The organism is Sphingomonas faeni (genome assembly GCF_040407505.1).
GTDB classification, from domain to species: domain Bacteria; phylum Pseudomonadota; class Alphaproteobacteria; order Sphingomonadales; family Sphingomonadaceae; genus Sphingomonas; species Sphingomonas faeni_E.
Genome location: NZ_JAPZPQ010000004.1, coordinates 75,291 through 97,608 on the forward strand (window position 1 = coordinate 75,291; position 22,318 = coordinate 97,608).

The 22,318-nt window shown below is 64.9% G+C and carries 24 protein-coding genes; 9 read left to right on the forward strand and 15 right to left on the reverse strand.

Annotated elements, in window-relative coordinates; genetic code table 11:
• Positions 1 to 37 precede the first annotated feature (37 nt).
• Complete coding sequence (locus O6X71_RS13475; RefSeq protein WP_353466315.1) at positions 38 to 859, reverse strand: energy transducer TonB; 822 nt, start codon at positions 857 to 859, stop codon at positions 38 to 40.
• 215 nt (positions 860 to 1,074) lie between these two features.
• Here O6X71_RS13475 and uvrA point away from each other — a divergent pair, with 215 nt between their 5' ends.
• On the forward strand, positions 1,075 to 3,984 hold the full coding sequence (gene uvrA, locus O6X71_RS13480; protein WP_353466316.1) for an excinuclease ABC subunit UvrA: 2,910 nt from the start codon (positions 1,075 to 1,077) through the stop codon (positions 3,982 to 3,984).
• Positions 3,985 to 3,994: 10 nt separating this feature from the next.
• Positions 3,995 to 4,978, forward strand: coding sequence for a hypothetical protein (locus O6X71_RS13485; RefSeq protein WP_353466317.1), 984 nt, complete (start codon positions 3,995 to 3,997; stop codon positions 4,976 to 4,978).
• Between the two features lie 483 nt (positions 4,979 to 5,461).
• Here O6X71_RS13485 and O6X71_RS13490 read toward each other — a convergent pair whose 3' ends face one another.
• Positions 5,462 to 5,761, reverse strand: coding sequence for a BrnA antitoxin family protein (locus tag O6X71_RS13490; protein ID WP_353466318.1), 300 nt, complete (start codon positions 5,759 to 5,761; stop codon positions 5,462 to 5,464).
• On the reverse strand, positions 5,721 to 5,993 hold the full coding sequence (locus O6X71_RS13495; protein WP_353466319.1) for a BrnT family toxin: 273 nt from the start codon (positions 5,991 to 5,993) through the stop codon (positions 5,721 to 5,723). The genes O6X71_RS13490 and O6X71_RS13495 overlap by 41 nt, the downstream gene beginning before the upstream one ends.
• Positions 5,994 to 6,163: 170 nt before the next feature.
• On the opposite strand from O6X71_RS13495, the gene O6X71_RS13500 reads away from it, so the two are divergent.
• The 7 genes from O6X71_RS13500 (at position 6,164) to O6X71_RS13530 (ending at position 10,475) form a co-directional block, all read left to right on the forward strand.
• A complete protein-coding gene (locus O6X71_RS13500) occupies positions 6,164 to 6,493 on the forward strand; it encodes a hypothetical protein (protein ID WP_353466320.1) in 330 nt (109 codons plus the stop codon).
• A gap of 512 nt (positions 6,494 to 7,005) precedes the next feature.
• Positions 7,006 to 7,248, forward strand: a complete 243-nt coding sequence (locus tag O6X71_RS13505) for a hypothetical protein (protein ID WP_353466321.1) — start codon at positions 7,006 to 7,008, stop codon at positions 7,246 to 7,248.
• Between the two features lie 429 nt (positions 7,249 to 7,677).
• Positions 7,678 to 8,754, forward strand: coding sequence for a hypothetical protein (locus O6X71_RS13510; protein ID WP_353466322.1), 1,077 nt, complete (start codon positions 7,678 to 7,680; stop codon positions 8,752 to 8,754).
• Complete coding sequence (locus tag O6X71_RS13515) at positions 8,714 to 9,157, forward strand: DUF3597 domain-containing protein (protein WP_353466323.1); 444 nt, start codon at positions 8,714 to 8,716, stop codon at positions 9,155 to 9,157. The genes O6X71_RS13510 and O6X71_RS13515 overlap by 41 nt, the downstream gene beginning before the upstream one ends.
• Before the next feature lie 77 nt (positions 9,158 to 9,234).
• Positions 9,235 to 9,648: a glycine zipper 2TM domain-containing protein gene (locus O6X71_RS13520; RefSeq protein WP_156362209.1), complete on the forward strand. Its 414-nt coding sequence runs from the start codon at positions 9,235 to 9,237 to the stop codon at positions 9,646 to 9,648.
• A 278-nt stretch (positions 9,649 to 9,926) separates the two neighbouring features.
• On the forward strand, positions 9,927 to 10,139 hold the full coding sequence (locus O6X71_RS13525) for a cold-shock protein (RefSeq protein ID WP_031394996.1): 213 nt from the start codon (positions 9,927 to 9,929) through the stop codon (positions 10,137 to 10,139).
• Between the two features lie 105 nt (positions 10,140 to 10,244).
• Complete coding sequence (locus O6X71_RS13530; protein WP_056060610.1) at positions 10,245 to 10,475, forward strand: hypothetical protein; 231 nt, start codon at positions 10,245 to 10,247, stop codon at positions 10,473 to 10,475.
• A 311-nt stretch (positions 10,476 to 10,786) separates the two neighbouring features.
• Here O6X71_RS13530 and O6X71_RS13535 read toward each other — a convergent pair whose 3' ends face one another.
• The 12 genes from O6X71_RS13535 to O6X71_RS13590 form a co-directional block, all read right to left on the reverse strand.
• Positions 10,787 to 11,761: a cell wall hydrolase gene (locus O6X71_RS13535; RefSeq protein WP_353466324.1), complete on the reverse strand. Its 975-nt coding sequence runs from the start codon at positions 11,759 to 11,761 to the stop codon at positions 10,787 to 10,789.
• Between the two features lie 144 nt (positions 11,762 to 11,905).
• Positions 11,906 to 14,737 (reverse strand): M16 family metallopeptidase, encoded by a 2,832-nt coding sequence (locus O6X71_RS13540; RefSeq protein WP_353466325.1) that lies wholly within the window; start codon positions 14,735 to 14,737, stop codon positions 11,906 to 11,908.
• A gap of 8 nt (positions 14,738 to 14,745) precedes the next feature.
• On the reverse strand, positions 14,746 to 14,943 hold the full coding sequence (locus O6X71_RS13545) for a hypothetical protein (protein WP_197978314.1): 198 nt from the start codon (positions 14,941 to 14,943) through the stop codon (positions 14,746 to 14,748).
• A complete protein-coding gene (tgt, locus tag O6X71_RS13550) occupies positions 14,940 to 16,088 on the reverse strand; it encodes a tRNA guanosine(34) transglycosylase Tgt (protein WP_353466326.1) in 1,149 nt (382 codons plus the stop codon). The genes O6X71_RS13545 and tgt overlap by 4 nt, the downstream gene beginning before the upstream one ends.
• A gap of 1 nt (position 16,089) precedes the next feature.
• Positions 16,090 to 16,545, reverse strand: coding sequence for an EF-hand domain-containing protein (locus O6X71_RS13555; protein ID WP_353466327.1), 456 nt, complete (start codon positions 16,543 to 16,545; stop codon positions 16,090 to 16,092).
• An 8-nt stretch (positions 16,546 to 16,553) separates the two neighbouring features.
• The gene (queA, locus tag O6X71_RS13560) at positions 16,554 to 17,579 is read right to left on the reverse strand and encodes a tRNA preQ1(34) S-adenosylmethionine ribosyltransferase-isomerase QueA (protein WP_353466328.1); all 1,026 of its coding nucleotides are present in this window, start codon (positions 17,577 to 17,579) and stop codon (positions 16,554 to 16,556) included.
• Between the two features lie 7 nt (positions 17,580 to 17,586).
• Positions 17,587 to 18,315 carry a peptidylprolyl isomerase gene (locus O6X71_RS13565; RefSeq protein WP_056060592.1) on the reverse strand — a complete coding sequence of 243 codons (729 nt, stop codon included), beginning with the start codon at positions 18,313 to 18,315 and terminating at the stop codon, positions 17,587 to 17,589.
• Between the two features lie 206 nt (positions 18,316 to 18,521).
• On the reverse strand, positions 18,522 to 19,028 hold the full coding sequence (gene coaD, locus O6X71_RS13570; RefSeq protein ID WP_353466329.1) for a pantetheine-phosphate adenylyltransferase: 507 nt from the start codon (positions 19,026 to 19,028) through the stop codon (positions 18,522 to 18,524).
• A 22-nt stretch (positions 19,029 to 19,050) separates the two neighbouring features.
• Positions 19,051 to 19,941, reverse strand: a complete 891-nt coding sequence (locus O6X71_RS13575) for a polyprenyl synthetase family protein (protein WP_353466563.1) — start codon at positions 19,939 to 19,941, stop codon at positions 19,051 to 19,053.
• Positions 19,942 to 19,954: 13 nt separating this feature from the next.
• Positions 19,955 to 20,194 (reverse strand): exodeoxyribonuclease VII small subunit, encoded by a 240-nt coding sequence (locus tag O6X71_RS13580; RefSeq protein ID WP_056060585.1) that lies wholly within the window; start codon positions 20,192 to 20,194, stop codon positions 19,955 to 19,957.
• 73 nt (positions 20,195 to 20,267) lie between these two features.
• A complete protein-coding gene (locus O6X71_RS13585) occupies positions 20,268 to 20,465 on the reverse strand; it encodes a hypothetical protein (protein WP_353466330.1) in 198 nt (65 codons plus the stop codon).
• A 61-nt stretch (positions 20,466 to 20,526) separates the two neighbouring features.
• A complete protein-coding gene (locus O6X71_RS13590) occupies positions 20,527 to 22,212 on the reverse strand; it encodes a GGDEF domain-containing protein (RefSeq protein WP_353466331.1) in 1,686 nt (561 codons plus the stop codon).
• Positions 22,213 to 22,318: the final 106 nt, after the last annotated feature.

The window sequence follows — 22,318 nt, forward strand, 5'->3', positions numbered from 1 at the left end:
CCCCGGCGCCTTCGCCCCGTCCAGCCGTGACGGTGGCTCAGTTGCCGGACCACGCGCCCGGCAATCGCCACGTCACTTTTTGTGTCGCGTGGCTGACCATCGGCTTGCCGTCGAAGCCAAGCGCGGGCGTGTAGCGCGCATGCCGCAGGATCGCGCTGCAGGCCGCCTTGTCGAGTTCGACCTCGCCGCTCGTCACCACGGGCCGGCAATCGGCAACCCGCCCGTCGAGGCCGATCGTCCACAGGACCGTCGACGTCCCCTGCGCGCCCTTGCCGACGATCGTCCTCGGGTAATCGTCGGGTCCGATCCAGTATTCGGGCCGCGTCGTCGCCTTGGCAGGCTGGGCGATCTTCGCGCGCTCGGTCGGGTCGATGCCCCACTGCTTGGCCGTCGAATCATTGCATTTGGCCAGGGCCTCGAACGCCGCCTTCGCATTCGGCATCGCGAACGCCCAGCCCGACATCTTGTCCGGGGTGATGCGCAGCACGGCATCGGCGGGCAGCGTTTCGAACAGCGTGGCATCGACCTGCATGCGCGTCATCCGCTTCCCCGAAGCCTGGGTCGGATAACTCTCGTACCGGCTGTCATCCGATCCCCCGCCGACTATGCCGATCTTCGCCTGGCCCAGCCGCATCGTTACGCCACGATCGTTGGTGTAGACCATCAGTTCGAGCGTCGACGCCAGCGGCAGCCGACGCAGCGCGAGAATCGTCTCCGCCTTGCCGGTGCCATAGGTGCGGCCGAGCATGCAGGCGGTCGCGCCATAATCGACGTTCCACGTGCTCACCGGCGTCAACGGCACGGCCGCGGTCGGCTCGGCCAGCGCAGCGGCGGCGGCCAGCCCCAGCATCAGCGGCATCCGGAAATACTCGTCATCGTATCATCCCCTTGCACTGCATCCCGTTCGTCGGTTCTCTAAAATACGCCGCCCGGTTGCAAGCCGAGTCGACGCCTCGATCGCCCGTCGCGCAATCGGTCGCGCAATCGATCGCCCCGGATGAACTGGCACCCGGCCTCATGCATTCCTATCTCTCCCACTAGTCTCCCGATCAGAACAGAAGTAGAACCAGCCTCATGCTGACAAAGATTTCCGTACGCGGCGCGCGCGAGCACAACCTCAAGGACGTCGACATCGACATCCCCCGCGACACGCTCACGGTGATCACCGGCCTCTCGGGCTCGGGCAAGTCGAGCCTCGCGTTCGACACGATCTACGCCGAGGGCCAGCGCCGCTACGTCGAGAGCCTCAGCGCCTACGCCCGCCAGTTCCTCGAACTGATGCAGAAGCCCGACGTCGACCACATCGAAGGCCTCTCGCCCGCGATCTCGATCGAGCAGAAGACGACGTCGCGCAACCCGCGCTCGACCGTCGCCACCGTCACCGAGATCTACGATTACATGCGCTTGCTCTGGGCGCGCGTCGGCATCCCGTACTCGCCCGCGACCGGCGAGCCCATTGCCGCGCAGACCGTCAGCCAGATGGTCGACCGCGTCATGGCGCTCCCCGAGGGCACGCGCCTGTACCTGCTCGCCCCCGTCGTCCGCGGCCGCAAGGGCGAGTATCGCAAGGAACTCGCCGAGTGGCAGAAGGCGGGCTTCGCGCGCGTCCGCATCGACGGTACGATCCACGACATCGACGAAGCCCCCGCGCTCGACAAGAAGTACAAGCACGACATCGAAGTCGTTGTCGACCGCCTGGTGGTAGGCGGCGAAATTGCCACGCGCCTCGCGGAGAGCTTCGAAACCGCACTGAAACTCGCCGACGGCCTCGCCTATGTCGACCCGGCCGACCCGGTCGAACCGCACACCCCCAAGTCCGAAATCCTCGGCAACAACGCCCCCGACGGCCGCATCGTGTTCTCCGAGAAATTCGCCTGCCCGGTCAGCGGCTTCACCATCTCCGAGATCGAGCCACGCCTGTTCTCGTTCAACGCGCCCCAAGGCGCATGCCCTGCCTGCGACGGCCTCGGCGAGAAGCTACTGTTCGACGAAGACCTCGTCGTCCCCAACCACATGCTCAGCATCAAGAAGGGCGCGGTCGTCCCCTGGGCGAAATCCAACCCTCCGAGCCCGTATTACATGCAGGTCCTCGGCAGCCTCGCACGCGAATTCAAGTTCGACATCGAGACGCCCTGGTCCGACCTCCCGCCGGAGGTCCAGAGCACCATCCTGCACGGCTCGAAGGGCAAGCCCGTCACGCTCACCTTCATCGACGGCAAGAAGAAATACGACGTCTCCAAGCCGTTCGAAGGCGTCATCGGCAACCTCAACCGCCGCATGCTCCAGACCGACTCCGCCTGGATGCGCGAGGAGCTGAGCAAGTACCAGTCCGCCGCCCCCTGCGAAGTCTGCGGCGGCGCGCGCCTGAAACCCGAGGCGCTCGCGGTCAAGATCGCGATGAAGGACATCTCCTACGCCACGCATCTCTCGGTGGTCGACGCGCTCCAGTTCTTCACCGACATGCCGCAGCACCTCGGCGACCAGCAGAACGCGATCGCCGAACGCATCCTCAAGGAGATCGTCGAGCGGCTGGGCTTCCTCAACAACGTCGGCCTGGACTACCTAAACCTAGACCGCACCAGCGGCACGCTCAGCGGCGGCGAAAGCCAGCGCATCCGCCTCGCATCGCAGATCGGCAGCGGCCTGTCCGGCGTGCTCTATGTCCTCGACGAGCCCTCGATCGGCCTGCACCAGCGCGACAACGACATGCTCCTCAAGACGCTCCGCCGTCTGCGCGATCTCGGCAACACCGTGCTCGTCGTCGAGCATGACGAGGACGCGATCCGCACCGCCGACTACATCATCGACATGGGCCCCGGCGCCGGCGTCCGCGGCGGCCAGGTTGTCGCGCAGGGCACGCTGAAGCAGATCCTCAAGTCGAAGGGCAGCATCACCGCCGACTATCTCAACGGCACGCGCGAAGTCCCCGTCCCGGCAACACGCCGCAAGGGCAACGGCAAGAAGCTCACCGTCCACAACGCGGTCGCCAACAACCTGCGCGGCGTCACCGCCAGCCTGCCGCTCGGCACCTTCACCTGCATCACCGGCGTCTCCGGCTCGGGCAAGTCGAGCTTCACGATCGACACGCTCTACGCCGCCGCCGCGCGCGAGCTGAACGGCGCGCGAATCGTCCAGGGCAAGCACGACAAGATCACCGGCCTCCAGTATCTCGACAAGGTCATCGACATCGACCAGTCGCCGATCGGCCGCACCCCGCGCAGCAACCCCGCCACCTACACCGGCAGCTTCACGCAGATCCGCGACTGGTTCGCCGGCCTGCCGGAATCGCAGGCGCGCGGCTACAAGCCCGGCCGCTTCAGCTTCAACGTCAAGGGCGGCCGCTGCGAGGCGTGCCAGGGCGACGGCGTGCTCAAGATCGAGATGCACTTTCTCCCCGACGTCTACGTCACCTGCGACGTGTGCCACGGCGCGCGCTACAATCGCGAGACGCTCGAGGTGAAGTTCAAGGGGCATTCGATCGCCGACGTGCTCGACATGACGGTCGAGGACGCCGCCGAGTTCTTCAAGGCGGTCCCCCCGATCCGCGACAAGATGGCAATGCTGGTCGAGGTCGGCCTCGGCTACGTCAAGGTCGGCCAGCAGGCCACGACGCTCTCGGGCGGCGAAGCGCAACGCGTCAAGCTCGCCAAGGAACTCTCGCGCCGCGCCACCGGCAACACGCTCTACATCCTCGACGAACCCACCACCGGGCTCCACTTCGAGGACGTGCGCAAGTTGCTGGAGGTCCTCCACGCGCTGGTCGAGCAAGGCAACACGGTCGTCGTGATCGAACACAATCTCGACGTCATCAAGACCGCCGACTGGGTCCTCGACCTGGGACCGGAAGGCGGCGTCAAGGGCGGCGAGATCGTCGCCGAAGGCACGCCGGAGAAGGTCGCGAAGGCCAAGGGCAGCTTTACGGGGAAGTATCTTGCGCCGTTGTTGAAGGGGCGGGGCGAGATGGATAAGGTGGGAGAGAAATAAGGGGAAAAAGATGGCAGGGGACGAAGCAGTAGTCTCACGAAAGGTGCATTTTTTCCGGATCGAGCATTTCAGCGCGGTCGAAGGGCACCTTCCTGGCGCATTTCAACGAATTGCAAACCTGCCGTTTAACGAAACTGGTAGATATCAAAAGGATATCTCAGGGAACTCCAGATTTCTAGGGTACCCAGACCGGTTAGAGTACCCGCTACGGCTTCGTTTTGGGCGAACTAGAAAGGATCAGCTCCCTGACGTTGAGCGGGGTGGCCATTTAGAAACGCTAGAACTTAGTGAAGACGCGGGATTGATTGACGTTTGCCATCTGGTGGTCTTTGAAGACGGTCATGTGGCCGCCGAATTCAATCACGATGGCCCTCGTATCGCAAAATTGGGAATGTATCTTTTTGAAAAGGGCGGCAATCTACCGACGCCTCCGCGTTTTTTACCGCTCTTCGAGCGTGATATTGTAGAAGTTGTTGCACAACTCGAGAACGTTAGAGTTTTGGAAATCGAGGTCCCGCCGGAGACCTCGCAACTTTTAAGAGAGGCAGATGACAATATCGCCTCCGCGGTCGAAGCCTCTGCTAAAGCAGGTGCCTCCAAGTGGGTCAGTTTAACGTTAGCGGCGGATCCGACCTCTCATAAGCTTCTCCCGATAGCGACAGCGCTTGCTTCTATTATAAAAATTAGACCGCGTGAGCGGGAGTCGTTTAGGACGCTCAAGGCCACGGGCTATCTGGCTGGCTCGTCAACCGCTCGATACATCGACATCCTCGAAGAAAAACTAGTTTCGAGCGAAATATTTCCGAAAAATCATGAGCGCTCCCGGAGTATCCGAACAGAGGATGCTTATCGGCTGATTGAACAAGCTTATTGGGATCGTAAAGGCCGGCTAGCGGCCGCGGCTGTCGCTAACGAGCTATGGCAGGCGCATATTTCAGAAATAGGTTGGCTTACGACTACGCGCTCGGAATTGTCTCAGTTGTCGTTCACTTAATTGCAATCCATATTGATGGAACAATTTTCATCGCGCTATCTCAGGCGGATCTGAAAATCTTTACCCTTGGTATATTCGGAGCTGCGGTATCTCTACTGGGGTTTGTGTTAGCCGCTGGAACGTTTTTGATATCGCATGCGCAGAATGACGCGTTTGATATATTACGCCGATCTAAATCATTTAGAGAGCTGCCAAAACTTATATCATCTTCTATTTGGAGGCTGGCTTACTTATCAATTTGCAGTCTGCTGTTATTCGTATCTGGTAGTTCTATCCAGTCTTTCCTTCTTGGCGCTACCATTTTGTTGATTGTGCTTGCAGGCTCCGCCTTGGCAGCGTTGACGTACATTATTATGAAGATGTTGGCCGTTCCTCTCCATAGATAATTTAGCGGGCATGATAACGGCGCCAGTGGATTCTGTTTGTGGCCGATTTATTTGAACGCTGCCGCAGCGATATTAGCCTCCGTGGAGTCGCATGTTGCTACAGGTCCACGGCCGTCCGCAACGCAGCATTGATCCGCCCCTGCCACCCCGGCCCGCTTTCGCGAAACTTCGCCAGCACATCCGGATCGAGCCGCAACGTCACCTGCTGCTTGGCGCGGTCGCGCAGCGGCGGACGGCCCTTCACGACGCCGTTCGGCCCCAGATAGCCCGTCGCCGGCCGGATCACCTTTCCACCAATCGCCAATTCCGCATGTTCGAACATCTCGTCCGTCCATTCCGGCGCGTCGTCGTTAGGATCAAGCGAGGTAGCGTTCAAATCGCGTGCGTTCTCGGGCATTGGCCTTCCTCATCGATATGACGCGCCGACCGTCTTCGGCATCGGCCCATATTACCACGACCATGCGATCTTCGAGCATGCCGATCGTCGAATATCGCCGCTCGGGATACGCGACGCGCTCGTCCTCGAACTCGAACACCGTCCCCGCAAACACCTTGCCCGCATCGGCGAAATCGAGCCCTCGCTCCGCCAGCGTCCAAGCGCGCTTTACCAGGTCGAAGCTGATCTCCACATCCGACCCTTTATGTAACTACAACAATGCCACCGTCAATGCGAGCATAGCGTGGCATCACGCTCAGCAAGGGTAGTCGCATCGGTAACGGACGCATCTCGGTCGCTGGCGCAAAGCGGAACCCCTGCCACCGACCGTCCGTTTCCGAGGCTGCATCAAAGGACATTCCCATGACCAAGCCTCACCCTCACAAGCCCGCCCCCAGCCCCAAGCCAAACGCCAAGACGTTCGGCATCAACGCGCTGTCGATCGGGGCCGCGGCGATCGGTCTCGGGGGCGCGTTGCTGGCGGTGTTCCTGCGGTCGAAGGCCAACCCCGCCGAGCATGCCGCGCCCGATCTCGCGCTCGGCAAGCCCCGCCCGGGTGCGACCGATCGCGCGCCGGACGCCTTCCGCCCCGATCCCACCGCGGTCCCCACCAAGGCCGAGCGCGAGTCGCTGCGCCCCGCCACCGGCCCGGCGCCGTCGTTCGCCGCGGATCGCGGTTCGACGCTCGGCTGACACGCCTTCCTGATCCTCCCCCGCCAGGGGGAGGTGGCTGGCGCTCGCCAGACGAAGGGGGAGGGGGCGACCACGTAGGTTCCGTGCCCTCCCCCTCCGTCACCTGCGGTGCCACCTCCCCCTGGCGGGGGAGGATCGGAAAAGCCCAACGGTCGACGCTAATCCCGACGCCACCACCCCCGCTCCGTCACCCCGGACTGGTTCCGGGGTCCACGGTCCACCGAACTTGATAGCGGCGTTGTGCGGAACGGTGGATGCCAGAACAAGGCTCTCCTGAGCAAAGCCAAAGGGTCCGACATGACGGGGGGATAACCTCTCTCCTTGTTCTCCTGCGAAGGCAGGAGCCCAGGATCAAGCAGGGCAGCGATCGTGGCTCCTGGGCCCCCGCGTGCGCGGGGGAACAAGATCGCAGTCCAGGCACCGAGCCATCCCGCAACCACCCCACGAAACCGCTGTCCTACACACCCCGATCCGGCATACCTGATCGGTCCTCTCCGCAACGAGGATCGATCATGGCGAACGCACCCACCCCGGCCGACCCGCCTCCATGCTATATCGCAACGCGCGCCGCGCCCGCCCCGCGGCCGCGCTACGAACCCCCAATCCCCGACCATCTCCCCGACGCGGTCCGCCACGTCATCGCCTGGCAAGCGCATGTCGACGCCGGCCGGATCGGCACTCGCATCCCCGTATCGCCCGAGATCGCCGCCAACCGCGACCGCTGGACCGCGCTCGCCCGGACCATGCGCAAGTGACCGCCGCTCTCCAGAAGCCCGGCATCGATCAAGCCACCGAGCAACCCGGCGAACTCGAAACCCCCTCGCAAACCGCCCCCGATCACCCCGCACCCCCGCAAGCCGACCCCGCCGCGCAAGCCGATCACGCCCCGCGCGCCTACATCCCAGCCACCCCGACCCGCTACACCCAGCGCAGCGACGGCTGGACCCCGGATCGCCAGCGCGGCTTCCTCGAACGCATCGCCGAGGGCGCCACCGTCGACGAAGCCACCGCCAGCGTCGACCTCTCGCCCGGCCGCCTACACGCTGCGTCGCCGCGCGGCAGGCGCTGCGTTCGCGCTCGGCTGGGACGCCGCCAAGCTGGTCGCGCGACCGATCGTCGCCGAAACCCTCTTCCTCCGCGCGATCGCCGGCCAGACCGAGCGCGTCACCAGGCCGGACGGCGAAGTGATCGAGCGCCACCGCTACGACAACCGCCTCGCCATGTCCTTGCTCAACCGCCTCGATCGCCACGCCGACGCCACCGAGACCGCCAACGCCGCCACCCGCATGGTCGCCGCCGAATTCGACGCCTTCCTCGACATCATCGCGCGCGACGCCGGCCCCGCCCGCGCCGGCCTGTTCCTCGGCGAACGTCTCGACGCCGACGCGATACAGGCGGGGGCAGGAGCGGGGCCAGGAACCGGGTCAACGCCAGGCGCAGCCGAAGCGGCGATGGCGCCGATCCTCGCGCTCGCCCGCGCCGACCGCTGGTTGCGCAGCGCCGCCGGCGTAGCCTCCGGGATCGACCTCACCGATCTCGATCCCGCCGCCCGCGCCGACTGGACCGCCGAGCAATGGTCGCGCGCCGAAGCCGCCGGACTGCTGCAACTGGCGCCGAGCCCCGCGGCCGAACCGGCACCCGATCCGGCGCTCGATCCGGACTTGAGGCCCGCTGTCGAAAGCGCGCCAGCGTCTGCACTTCCTGTACTTCACTTTGACCAGGATGGTCGCGACGGCGATCATCCGGTCTGGTTCGACTCGATTTCGCAGGGCTGGCGGACCTGTTTTCCGCCGCCGGATCCGTATTTTAACACCGAAGACGGCCTGTTCGGCGAAGACACGTACAGCCGCGAGTGTTCGGACGAAGAGGCGATCATCCTCGACGCGCCACGCGACCGCGAGATCGCCGAGCGGACGATCACCGAGGGCGTCGACCGCGATACATGGTTCGTCGCCTATGCGATCGACGGCGGTCTCGTCGACGAAGCGGGCGCCGAGGCGGCCGGCGCCACCGACGCGGATCGCATCACCACGTTGGCGGCGAGTTTCGATCCTCTCGGCTGCGACGAACCGGTCGCACCGGCGCCCGGCGCGCGCGCGGGTCTCGATCCCGGCCAGCCGCAGCGCCCGGACGTTCCGTCGCCCCCGGTCGCGGCGCCTGCACCCAAATCCCCGATCGGGCGTTCTCCCGCCGTCAGACTCTTATACGACAGGGACCCCCATGAGCATCTTCAGCAAGATCAAGTCCGCAATCTTCGGTGAGAAGGGCCCGCTCGGCAGCGGCCATTTCGGCACGCCCAAGGCCGACGCACCAGCTCCCGCGCCGCAGACCACTGCCGCACAGCCCGCGCCGACGCCAACGCCCGCTGCTCCGACTCCGCAGGCTGCTCCCGCAGCACCCGCCCAGGCTGTCGACGTCGAGGCCGTCCTCTCGGGCATCGCCTCGAAGAAGGGTTCCGACCTCAACTGGCGCACCTCGATCGTCGACCTGATGAAGCTGCTCGATCTCGATTCGAGCCTCGACAACCGCAAGGAGCTTGCCACCGAGCTCGGCTATACGGGCGCCAAGGACGGCAGCGCCGAGATGAACATGTGGCTGATCAAGGCCGTGATGCGCGAGCTGGCAAAGAACGGCGGCACCGTGCCCGCCAACCTCAAGGATTGATCTGAGATAGGCGTCGGCAACCAAATGCCGGCGCCGATCATTACGCTTCCAGTATCAACCCTCTGAAAGGACACGAAATGCGCGTTGCGATGCTGGGCCTGCTGGCCGCCTCTACCATGGTTGCCGGCTGCGTCGGCGACGGAGGCAGCCGCTACGGCGTCGACCCGCGCTATCGCTCCTACGACTATAACCGCGTCGATCCTGCCTACGGCGGCTATGATGCCGGTCGCTATTACCGCGACGATGCGCGGTATCGCGAGCGCCGCTTATCGCGCAACGACCGCGTCTATCGTGGCAATGACGGTCGGTATTATTGCCGCCGCAACGACGGCACCACCGGCCTGATCGTCGGCGGAGTCGCGGGCGGCGTGCTTGGCAACGTCATCGCCCCCGGCGGTTCGGGCTTGCTCGGTACCGTACTCGGTGCGGCCGGCGGCGCGCTCGCCGGGCGTGCGGTGGATCGCTCCAGCAACGACACCCGCTGCCGTTAAATCCCTCGACCGGCGTCGAAATATCGGCGCCGGTCGTTCTAAATCATCGTCGTCGATGGCGGCTCGCGCGAAAATATTATCTGCTTAAATCGACGCAGTTCTTGACCCATTTTACCGGCAAGATTTGCAATTCCGGCTGTCTTGGCCCATATAGCGCTCAGCTACAGTCGCATATCGACGGTTCTTGGCGCTTTGCGGCACCTTTCTCCTTCTTTCCCTGCTCCGCGGCACGGGTCGCCCGAACGTCGGGTTACTCTCTACTAAGAAGGAGCCACCTCATGGCTATCACCGGAACCGTCAAGTTTTTCAACGCCGACAAGGGCTATGGCTTCATTGCGCCGGATGGCGGCGGCAACGATGCATTCGTGCACATCACCGCGGTTGAGCGCGCCGGCATGCCGACGCTGAACCAGAACCAGCGCGTCACCTATGAGCTTGAGCCCGACAAGCGTGGCAAGCAGTCGGCCGTGAACCTCCAGCCAGCCGATTGATCTCGCTGGCGGATTATTGTCCGCCAACGTGATCTCGGTTGCGATGCGGCGGCCATCATGGTCGCCGCATCACCCCTTTGAAATTTCCCGCAGGAGCGCACCAGCATGGCCGATAATCCAGAATTTTACCGGGCCCGCGCTGATGAAGAGCGTCGCAACGGCGATGCCGCCCTCCTCGACAACGTCCGCGATCGCTGCCGCCGCGCCGAGAAGGCGTGGGACGACATGGCCTCACGCGCCGAACGCACCCAGATCCTCCGCGCCGCCCGCGAAGCCGCCCCCCCCGGTGGCGAGCGCATGATGATCGGCACCCCGTCGATGGTCCCCGCCGAATAGGCTGGATCTCCGAGGCTCGATTTGTTTGAAGGGAAACCCGGGTGCAGCGATGCACCCGGGTTTTTCTTTGTGGTCTATAGACAGAATGGTTCGCGCAGAGGCGCAGGAAGTGCAGAGGTTCTAGCAGAACTGCAAGTTCTATAAAACAGATGCAAGGTCCGCAACCTAACCTGATTCCACCGCACCCTCCGCGTTCTCTGCGCCTCTGCGCGAAACAACTTATTCATCCAATAAGCTGCCCAGCACGGGATGCGCGAGAGGACCGCTAATGGAGGCGGGTGACACAGCACCATGGAACCGGTCGCGGTGACTTACTTCAAAGGCTTACCCGAATCCTTCCACCGGTCGAGGATCTGCGATTCTGGCGGCAGCATGTCGGAAGCAGTCGGTATTGCCGGAGCCTGAGTAGCGGGCTTGGCCTGCGCAACAGCCGCCACCACTGTAACCGGCACTGGGACGGAGACAGCCCCGGCCGTGGCAGCCGCGATCATCTGCGGTGTGGGCGGCGCAATCGGTTGCACGGACAGATGCGGCCCAGGCACCGGTTCGCCTCCAGCGTAGCGCTGGTTAAACGCAGCCGAAGTACCCCAATACCCCTTCCACCGATGGAAGAAATGCGCGCCGACGACGTCGGTCATCACCATGCTCCGGTTCCACGCGGGCGTCACGGCGTAGGTATGATAGTGCGTCGCCAACCCGACCGGCGCATAGACGTAACCGGCGAGTGCCATGCCGGCCGCGCGCGCCGCGCGGAACCATGCGGCGCGCGCCGGCACCCGCGTCATCGCGCCGTCGCACGCGAAGCTGAACTGGCAGCCGGCATGTTCCGAGCCTTGGTACACCACGCCGCATACCGTTCCCGGGAAAGCAGGATGTCGGGCGCGGTTAAGTATGACCTGTGCGACTGCCTGTTGGCCGGCATCGGGTTCGGACGCGGCTTCGTAATAGATCGCCGCAGTGAGGCATTGCAGCGCGCGGTCGCGGTCCAGCGCCGATGCGCCGGCCATCGAGAAGGGGCGTGCCGGAACGATGCCCGCATCGAGCGTCGCACCGGCCGGGATCGGCAGATCCGGCAGGTCGATGGTCCCCGTAACACCCGCCGCAGGGGCGGCGATCTCCTGCTCGGCCAGCGCAGGGGCGGGGGCTGAGACCTTTACCGAGGATGCGGTACTCGCGCGCTCGCTCGCCGCTTCACGCGCCGACATCGCCCGGAGCGCAGCGTGGGCAGAGATTCCGGCACCTATGATCAACAACGTGACGACCATCGCCGCCCAGATGCGTTTCATCAACCGAACCGTCTGCAACCTAACGCGCAATCGCTTTCCTCGTACTTGCCTGTCGAGCCGGACATAGCCGATCTGGCCGGACCGATCGCGCACGGATTCAGTCCGTCCCACCGCGGGACGGACGGTCACCGTAGCAGCAAGCGCTTACCGTAAGGTTGCGGTGTCGAGCTTCAGCGCGGCTTCGGGAATGACCTCGACGTTCGGATAGGCTTTGCGCAGCGGTTCGATGAACTGCTTGGCGTCACCGACCACGACAATGCTCGCCGCCTTCGGGTCGAGCAGCGCGACGGCCGCCGCCTGCACGGCCGCCGGATCGACGGCACCCACCGCGCCGGTGTAGCGCTGGAGTTCGCCGAGCGGCACGCCGTTCTGGACATACGCGCCGAGAATTCCGGCAACCCCCGACGTCGTTTCGATCCCGCGCCCGAAATTGCCGACGAGCACGGCCTTGCGCGTGTCGAGTTCTGCGGCGGGCACCGGGGACGCCCCCATCCGCGTCATCTCGGCAGCGATCAGCGTCACCACTTCGGCAGCGGTCGGATTCTTGGTCTGCGTCCGCGCCGCGACCGTGCCCTGCGTCTTTCCCGCGTCGAGCCCGCTGCTCGCGCCATAGGCCAGCCCGCGCTTGATCCGGATTTCCTGGTTCAACCGCGACGAGAAGCCGCCGCCAAGGACGGTATTGCCGACCGCGAGCGGATAATAGCGTGCATCCGACCGCGCGATCGCCGGCCGCGCGACGACCACGCCAGCTTGACCTGCCTCGGGCATGTCGACCACGATCACGCGCGGCTTCGGATAGACGACCTCGGCCACAGCAGCCGGAGCCCCGCCGACGGATTTCCAAGAACCGAATTGCGCCTCCGACAACGCCTTCGCCCGCGCCGCGGTGACGTCGCCGACCATGATCAGCGTTGCCTGGCCCGGCTGGAAACTCCGCGCATACGCTGCCGTGATGTCGGCGCGCGTGATCGCCATCAATGACAGCGGCGTGCCCCCGTTCGGTGCACCATAGGGTGATGCCCCCAGCACCGCGCGATCCGCAACCAGACCGGCGACCTGCGCCGGATCTTTTAGCGCCAGCGTCACCGCGTCGACCTGCTGCGTTCGCGCGCGTTCGATCTCCTCGGGCGCAAAGGCCGGGTTGATCGCGACGTCGGCGAGGATCGCCATCGCCGGCGCAAGCTGGTCCGACTTCACCGTCACGTCGACCGCTGCGCCATCGCTGCCAGCCGAACTGCCGATCGACCCGCCAAGTCCCTCGACCGCACGCGCGATCTGTGTCGCCGACCGCGTCTTCGTACCCTTGGTAAGCAGGTCCGCCGAAAGGCTACTGACGCCCGCACGGTTCTGGGGATCGGTTGCTGCGCCGCCTGCAGTCACCAGATACGCGGTGACGATCGGCAGGTCGTGCCGCTCCACCGTCACCAAACGCATGCCGTTCGCTAGACGCGTTTCGACCGGCTGCGGGATCGTCGGCGATACCGGTGCGCTCGGCGCAGGCGGCTGGACCCGCTGCCCGTCCGGCGCAGGAGTTACGATCTTGATATTCGCCGGCGCCTTCAGGTCGGCAACCTGCACCGTCGGTGCAACCGTGATTGCATCCGCGACACCGCCCGCAGGCTTGGCCGCGAGTGGCATGTACCGGATCGTCGCCGACTGGTTATCGCCAAGATATTTCCGCGCAACCCGCTGGATATCCGCTGCCGTCACCCGCGCGATGGCCGCCAATTGCTTGTCAGCCGCCTGCGGATCGCCGTCGACCAGCACTGCAGACGCCAACGTGCTCGCCTTGCCCTCGGCAGTCTCGCGCGACTGGATCGACTGCGTCAGGATTTCGTTCTTCGCCTCGGCCAGTTCGGCAGCGGTCACCGGCGCATCGCGGAACCGGGCGGTCTCGCGCTTCAGTGCAGCCTCGCCCGCCTCGACCGTCTTGCCGCCCGCGAGGATCGCGTAGACGACCATGTTGCCGGTCGCCTGCTTGGTATCCAGGAACGCCTCCGCCGACTGCGCTAGCTGGTCGCGGTACACGACGCTCTCGTACAGCCGCGAACTCTCGCCCGTCGCCAGTACCGCCTTCAGCACCGTCAACGCGGCGATATCCGCATCGCGGTCGGCCGGCACATGATAGCTGACCAGCACCGCAGGCAACGGCGTGTTCGGCTCGTACACGGTGCGCGTCACCGCCTTGGTCCGCGCAGGCTCGGCCACCGTCACGCGCGGGATAGCCGCCGCGGGCTTCTTTATCCCCGCGAAATACTGGTCGACCCAGCCGTTCAACTGCGCTGGATCGAAATTGCCCGAGACGACGAGGATCGCATTGTCCGGCCGATAATAAGTAGCGTGGAACGCCCGGACGTCGTCGATCCCGGCGGCTTCCAGATTTTCCAGGCTGCCGATCGTCCCACGCGCATAGGGGTGCGCGGAATAAGCAATCGCGGGGTAATAAAGTGAGAACAGCTTGCCGTACGGCCGCGATAGCGTGCTCTGGCGCAGCTCTTCCTTCACCACGTCGCGCTCCGAGCCGAAGCTCTTGGGCTCGACGACGAGGCTCGCCATCCGGTCCGCCTCCGCAAACAGCAGCCGCTGGAGGTGGTTGGCCGGGATCACCTCGAAATAATTGGTATAGTCGTCGTTGGTCGACGCGTTGTTATACCCGCCGACGTCCTCGGTCAGCCGGTCCATCTGCTCCGACACGAGATTGCGCGTCGACTTGAACATCAGATGTTCGAACATGTGCGCGAACCCGGACTTGCCCTTGGGATCGTCCTTCGAGCCGACGTCGTACCAGACCTGCACCGACACGTTCGGCGTACCGGTATCGCGGATCGCATACACGCGCAGGCCGTTCGGCAGCGTGCGCTCGGTATAGGCGATCGGCTTCACCGAAACCTGTGTCGGGGCAGGTGCGGTCTGCGCCCCCACCGCTACCGGGAAAGAAGCTGCGGTCAGCAGCAAAGCGGAGCGGAGGAGGCGCATGAAAATCCTTACTTGTTGCGGTTCGCGAACAGCACCGCGCCCGCGATCGCCGCCGAGCCGATGCCGACGCCCAGGCCGATCTTCGCGAGCGGCCAGCTCTTGGCCTTCTCGGCGGCGTTGTGCGCGGCGGCTTCGGCCTGCAGCTTCGCCTCCTTCGCGGCGGCGAGGATTTCGTTCGGGGTGTCGCTGTCGATCTTGATCGTCACTTGGGCTCTCCTTCACTCTTCCGGGCATACACGCCACGGAAATCATTCGCGAACTGCGTCAGCGTGCCCGAGGCGATCGCCGCCCGCAGATCCGCCATCAGCGTTTCGTAGAACCAGATGTTATGCTCCGTCATGAGCATCGCGCCAAGCATTTCGCCCGACCGTACCAGATGATGCAGATACGCGCGGCCCCAGGTCGCGCAGACCGGGCAGGGGCACGCGGGATCGAGTGGTCCCATATCCTCGGCGAACTTCGCGTTTCGGATGTTGATCGGGCCGGTGCGCGTGAAGGCCTGGCCGGTGCGACCCGACCTAGTTGGCATCACGCAATCGAACATGTCGATACCACGCTCAACCGCGCCGACGATGTCGTCGGGCTTGCCGACCCCCATTAGATAGCGCGGCTTGTCGACCGGCAACTGGTCCGGCGCGAAATCGAGGCAGCCGAACATCGCCTCCTGCCCCTCGCCGACCGCCAGGCCGCCGACCGCATAGCCGTCGAAGCCGATATCGATCAGCGCATCGGCCGACGACTTCCGGAAGCCCTCGTTCAGCGCACCCTGCTGGATGCCGAAGATCGCGTTGTTCTCGGCATGGTCTTCGCCCGCATCGAACGCCGCGCGCGACCGCTTCGCCCAGCGCATCGATCGCTCCATCGCCGCGGCCTGCACCTCTCGCGTGGAAGTCGTCGGCACCAGTTCGTCGAACGCCATGACGATGTTCGAGCCGAGCAGCCGCTGGATTTCGATCGACCGCTCGGGGCTCAGCAGATGCCGCGTGCCGTCGAGATGCGACTTGAACGAGACGCCTTCCTCAGAGCGCTTGGTCAGGTCCGCGAGGCTCATAACCTGATACCCGCCGGAGTCGGTGAGAATCGGCTTCGACCAGCCCGAAAACGCGTGCAGCCCGCCCAGCCGCGCGACCCGCTCGGCACCCGGGCGCAACATCAGGTGATAGGTGTTGCCGAGGATGATGTCCGCGCCCGCACCGACCACGTCGGCTGGCTTCATCCCCTTGACGGTCGCGGCGGTGCCGACCGGCATGAACGCGGGTGTACGGATGTCGCCGCGCTGCATCGCGATGACGCCGGTACGCGCCTTGCCGTCGGTGGCAGAGATGGTGAAGTCGAAGCGGGGACGAGTCATATCAACGTTTCTTGCGGATGCCGTAGCGATCGCCGGCCGGCGCGCCGCGGATGGTGATGAGTTCGGCGCGGGTCAGCACGCCATCCTTGTCGCGATCGAACCGCGCGAAGAACTGAGTAAACCGCGCCTGGAGTTCGGCCAGCGTGATCCGGTTATCGCCATCGCGATCGACCTCGAACGGGCTCGGCAATGCGTTACGATCGCCGAGCCACGCCTGCGCCCAGTCAGCAAAGGCAATGTACCCGATCGATCCGGTCGCAGCACCCTCGGCGGTCGCATAGCTCCGCGCGATGCCCGCGGTTAGTTCGGCCTGCGTCACGCGGCCATCACCGTTCGCATCGCACGCGGCGATGAATAGCGCAGCCGGCTCGGCGAAAATCGTTGCAGGCGGTTGCGGCGTACCCGCGGGCGGCGGTGCGGCAACGATGGCCTGGATCAGAGCGAGAGCGAGCAGCATGCCGCCCGTCATGGCAGCAGAAGCGAGGCGTCGCCATAGCTGTAGAAGCGATACTTCCCGGCGATCGCATGCGCATACGCCGCCTGCATCCGCTCGCGCCCCATCAGCGCCGACACGAGCATGAACAACGTCGAGCGTGGCAGATGGAAATTGGTCATCAAGCCGTCGATCCCGCGAAACCGATAACCCGGCGTGATGAAGATCGCGGTGTCGCCGTCGAATGGGCGGATCACGTCGTCCTCGCCCGTCGCGCTCTCGATCAGCCGCAGCGACGTTGTCCCGACCGCGATCACGCGACCACCGCGTGCGCGGACCGCGTTGAGCCGATCGGCGGTGGCGGCATCGATCCGGCCCCATTCGGCGTGCATCTTGTGCTCGGTGGTGTCGGTCGCCTTCACGGGGAGGAACGTCCCCGCGCCGACATGCAGCGTCAGCGTCGCATGCTCGATCCCCGCCGCCTCGAGCGCCGCCATCAACTTCGGCGTGAAGTGCAACGCCGCCGTCGGCGCTGCGACCGCGCCCGGCTCGGACGCGAACATCGTCTGGTAATCGTCTGCATCCCGTTCGTCGGTCGGACGCTTGCCGGCGATATACGGGGGCAGGGGCATGTGGCCCGCGCGCTCCAGCAACAGCTCGACCGGCTCGTCGCCCGCGAACACCAGCGCGTAGCTCCCATCGTCCTCGCGATCGACCGCCGCTGCGCTGACGCCGTTGCCGAACTCGATCACGTCGCCATCGCGCAACCGCCGCGCGTTGCGAATGAACGCGCGCCACCGTCGCGGCCCCTCGCGCTTGTGCAGCGTCGCGCCGATCTTGGCATCGCCCCGCCGCCCGTCGAGCTGCGCCGGGATCACCCGCGTATCGTTGAACACGAGCATGTCGCCAAGCCGCAGCAGCGACGGCAGGTCGGATACGCCCGCATCGCGGGTCGCGTCACCTTCGAGCACCAGCATCCGCGCGGCATCGCGCGGCGCCGCGGGGCGGAGCGCGATGTTGTCGGTTGGTAGGTCGAAGTCGAAAAGGTCGACGTTCAACGTGGAGTCACTTCTTTGCAGGAGCCTTCTTTACCGGCGCCTTGCGAGCGGCCGGTGCGAGCTTCGGCTTGGCAGCGTCAGGCCCCGAAGCCGTGCCCGGCAACGTCACCGGTGCACCGAGCGCGGGGGCAGGCGGCCCAGCCATATACGCCGGAGGATTGTCCGCCGCGATATACGCATGGACGATCCGCGACGGGTTCGCCGGCGGCTCGCCACGCTCGATCGCGTCGACATACTGCATCCCGTCGAGCACGCGACCGAACACAGTGTACTTCTTGTCGAGACTGAGCCGCGGCTGGAACACGATGAAGAACTGGCTGTTCGCGCTGTCCTCCTTGTCCGACCGCGCCGCCGAGACGGCACCACGGACGTGCGGCAGGTAGTTGAACTCCGCCTTCACGTCGGGGAGCGTCGAGCCACCGGTGCCGTCGCCCTTGGGATCGCCGCCCTGCGCCATGAAGCCGTCGATCACGCGGTGAAACGCGAGGCCGTCATAGAAATGCTGGCGGGTCAGCGTCTTGATCCGCTCGACCATCAGCGGCGCGACGTCGGGCCGCAGCCAGATCGTGACGCGCCCACCGGTCGACAGATCGAGCAGCAGCAGGTTCTGCGTATCCGTGGTCAGGGGCGGGGTCGCGCGAACGGCAGGCGCCACGACTTCCTTCTTCTGCGCTGCACCAGCCGGTACCGTGACCAGGCACCCGAGCAACGCGAACATTCCGACGAAAAAGCGCATCAAATTCCCACTCGAAAGAGGCCCGGCGCAACCAGGCTGCCGCCACTTAGAGCAAATCCCCGCTTGCGCCAATCTGAACGTGATGGGGCTGCAGACGGCAGTCGCCTAACACGATCCGTCATCCTGACGAAAGTCAGGACCCAGGGTAACCGAGCACCGCCCTTTATGGCTCTGGGTCCTGACTTCCGTCAGGATGACGAAGAAGGTCAGCTACCCTTGCGGCCGATCTTCTCGACCCGCGCTACCACTTCGGCACGCACCGACTCTGGCACGAACTTGGCGATATTCCCGCCGTACAGCGCGATCTCCTTCACCAGCCGGCTCGCGATCGGCTGCAACGCTACGTCGGCCATCAGGAACACCGTCTCGACGCGCGGATTGATCTGCTGGTTCATCCCCGCCATCTGATACTCGTACTCGAAATCGGCGACGGCGCGCAGGCCGCGGACGATCACTTTCGCTCCCTGCCGCTCGGCAAAATCCATTAGCAGCGAATCGAACTCCACCACCTCGATATCGCCGTCGACGTCGGCCACCTCGCGGCGCACCGTCGCCATCCGCTCCTCGATCGTGAACATCGGCGACTTCGAGGGATTGGTCGTCACCCCGATCACCAGCCGGTCGACCAGCTTCGCGCCGCGCCGGATGATGTCCATGTGACCCAAGGTAACGGGATCGAAGGTCCCGGGGTAAACGCCAATCCGTGCGGTCATGTTGAGCTCCCCGGTGGTAGACTTAGCGGTCGCGTTCGAGCACGAAACGGGCGATATCCCGCAACAGGTCGGCTTCCTTGCCATAGCTGTGCAGATGCGCGACCGCCTGGTCGACGAGCATCCGCGCCTGTTCGCGCGCGCGCTCGGGCCCGAGCAGCGAAAGGAACGTCTCCTTGCCCGCGACCTCGTCCTTGCGCAGCGACTTGCCCACGACCGCCTCGTCGCCCTCGGCATCGAGCAGGTCGTCGGCGATCTGGAACGCGAGCCCTAGGTCATGCGCGTAGCCACGCAGGCCGACGCGGCCCTCCGGTGGCAGCCGCCCGAGAATCGCGCCAGCCTCGACCGACGCCGAGATCAGCGCGCCCGTCTTCATCTGCTGCAACCGGGTCACGGTGTTGAGGTCGAAGCGCGTATTCTCCGCCTCGATGTCCATTTTCTGGCCGCCGGCCATGCCGTTGGGCCCGGACGCGCGCGCGAGGTCCATGACCAGTTCGATCCGAACGAACGGGTCAGTGTGCGTTGCCGGATCGGCCAGGATCTCGAACGCCATCGCGTGCAGGCAATCGCCCGCCAGGATCGCCGTCGCCTCGTCGAACACCTTGTGCACGGTCGGCTTGCCGCGGCGCATGTCGTCGTCGTCCATCGACGGCAGATCGTCGTGGATTAGCGAATAGACGTGGATCGCCTCGATCGCCGTCGCAGCCCGTGCGGAGCATTCCCGCGCCACGTCGAACAGATTGGCGGTCGCGAACACGAGCAAGGGACGCAGCCGCTTGCCGCCGCCGATCGCCGCGTGCCGCATCGCGCGATACAGGTCACCGCGCGGATCGTCCGGAATGGTCAGCAGCTGGTCGAATTGCCGGTCGATCTCCGCGGAGACCTCGGCAAGCGCGGCATCGAGCGTGACGGGCATCCCGCTCACCGCGTCAGCCCGCCGCGAACGGGCGGACGCCGGCAGGCTTGCCGTCGCCGTCGAGCCGGATCGCCTCGATCCGCGCCTGCGCCGCATCGAGCCGGTCGGCGCAACGCTGGCGCAGCTTGTTGCCGCGCTCGTACAGCTCGATCGCCTGCTGAAGCGGCGTGTCGCCACTTTCCAGCTTTCCGACGATAAGCTCGAGTTCCTTCAGTGCATCCTCGAACGCGAGGTCTTCGATCGGCGTGTCCATGCCGGCCGCTATGGCGCAGGCACGCGACGAGGGTCAAGGACGCGCGAGAGGGCGCCGGATATGCGGCACGCACCTACCGCAGGCGGTTGACGGTCCAGGTGTACAAGACCGAGACACCGACCAGTCCGAAATCGACGACGGCCTGCATCCGGTGGGGCGACGGGTCGCTCTTGTCGTGCGTAATCAGCCGGAAGTCTGCGGTCGGATGACGCACGGCGAGCGTCACGAGCGCAAGCCCCGCCGCTGCCAGCACAAGTTTCCGGTTCCGCATCGTCTATCTCCCAGGCGTGCGATCATGGCTCACACGTTGCCGTTTCGCAAGCGAACCGGCTTTAAGCGGCAATCGGCAGTATGCCTGCGTCGCGCGACCGATCGCGCCCGGCGCCCTTGGCTGCGAACAAGGCACGATCGGCGCTGCGATATAGCGCCTTCCAGTCCGATTCGCGCTGCAGCGGCCCCGTACAGCAGCCGATGCTCGCGGTTATCGCCATGTCGAACGGCATGCGCTGGCTGCGCAATCGCTCAAGGATCGTGTCGGGCAGGACCGGCGTGGTCGCGTCGATGAGGATGGCGAACTCTTCACCACCGATCCTCGCGACCAGAGCGTCGGGCGGCACCGCGTTGCGCAACACCCGCGCCACGACCCGCAGGACTTCGTCGCCGCCATCGTGACCGATCGTCTCGTTGACGTGCTTGAAGTGATCGACGTCCGCGATCAGCAGCATCTGATCGCCCGCCCGTCCGATCGCGCGATCCAGGAACGCACGGCGGTTGAGCAACCCTGTCAGCGGCTCGGTATCCGCCAGCAACCGCGCCGCGATCTCCTGTTCACGCGCGTCGTCGCGTTCGACGCTGAGCAGCCGGATTCGGTACGCGATCGCCAGGCTGGAGAGCAGCGCCTCCAGCATCATCGATATCATGGTCGAATTGTCGATCCAGAAGCTCCAAGACATCAGCCCCAGCGCACCTGCGATCCGGAGGCTGGCGAAGACGATGGGGGCGCCCCAGGCGAGCGTGAACATCCAGAGATAGCTGCTGCGAACCCGCCAGGCTCGGTACAGCACCGGCGGCACCAGCGCGATCAGCGGGATGTAACTGAGCGTCAGCAACCGATCGAGCCAGTAGATCTGCCACGGCGCCAGGATCGCAAACGCAATTCCGGCCGTGGCGAGCGTCGCGAGCGCCACGTTGCTGGCGGGGCGCGGCCAACCATCGAACACCGCACGCTCGAAAAAAGCGCGCGCGAAGACCAGGACCATGCCCGCACAGATCGCCAGCAGGCATACGTTAAGCTTCAAGCGGACGTTGTTGTCGAGCGACGGCACAAGCTGGCCCAGCGCGGCCGACGACGAAAAGGCGTACCCGAGCAAGCACAGCACCAGCAGGCAATAGACCGGCTGGAACGACTGTCGAAGCGCCCCCCACAACGCCAGATTGTAGACGATCAACGCGATCGCCATCCCGCCGAAGCTTGCATACAACGCCGAAAGGATGATCTCGCTCTCTGCGGCTTCCGCGGCCGTTGCGAGCGTCGGCCCGAGTACGACGCCGCGCAAATTCGCCGAACCCTCGACGTGCCAAAGCAGGCGGATGGGGGGCGCAACGTGCGGCGGCAGCGTGAGAGAGAGGGTTGCGCCGATCATGAGATGACGGCCGGACGTGCGACTGGTGAACCCGGTACGGCGGATTGCGCCGTCTGCATAAAGAACGAAGAGCGTGACGCGATCCTGCCAGACGCTCGCGGTCAGGGCACGCAGATCAGGGATGTGCGTCAGGTTCGTCGGCAAAACCTGCGACAGAACCCAGAAATCGCCGGAACCATAGGCCGACTGGGGGGTGGTGCAGTCGAACCGTGAAGGCGTTCGAAACAAGGCAGGTACGGAAAGCCCTGGGGTAGCCCGCATAATACAGACATCGAGCAGTTGCCCTGTCCGGGCCTCGGCCGGTGCAGCACCGAGCATCGCCAACGCCGTCGCAACGATGCCGATGAGCCAAGTGATACGAAACCCGAACGTCATGCAGACACCGTCTAAGCCGCCTTCGCCAATTAATGGTAAAGAGGCGCCCGTACGACGGCGTAATCAATCGGATTTCGACCATACTGGATCGATTTATGCCAATTTG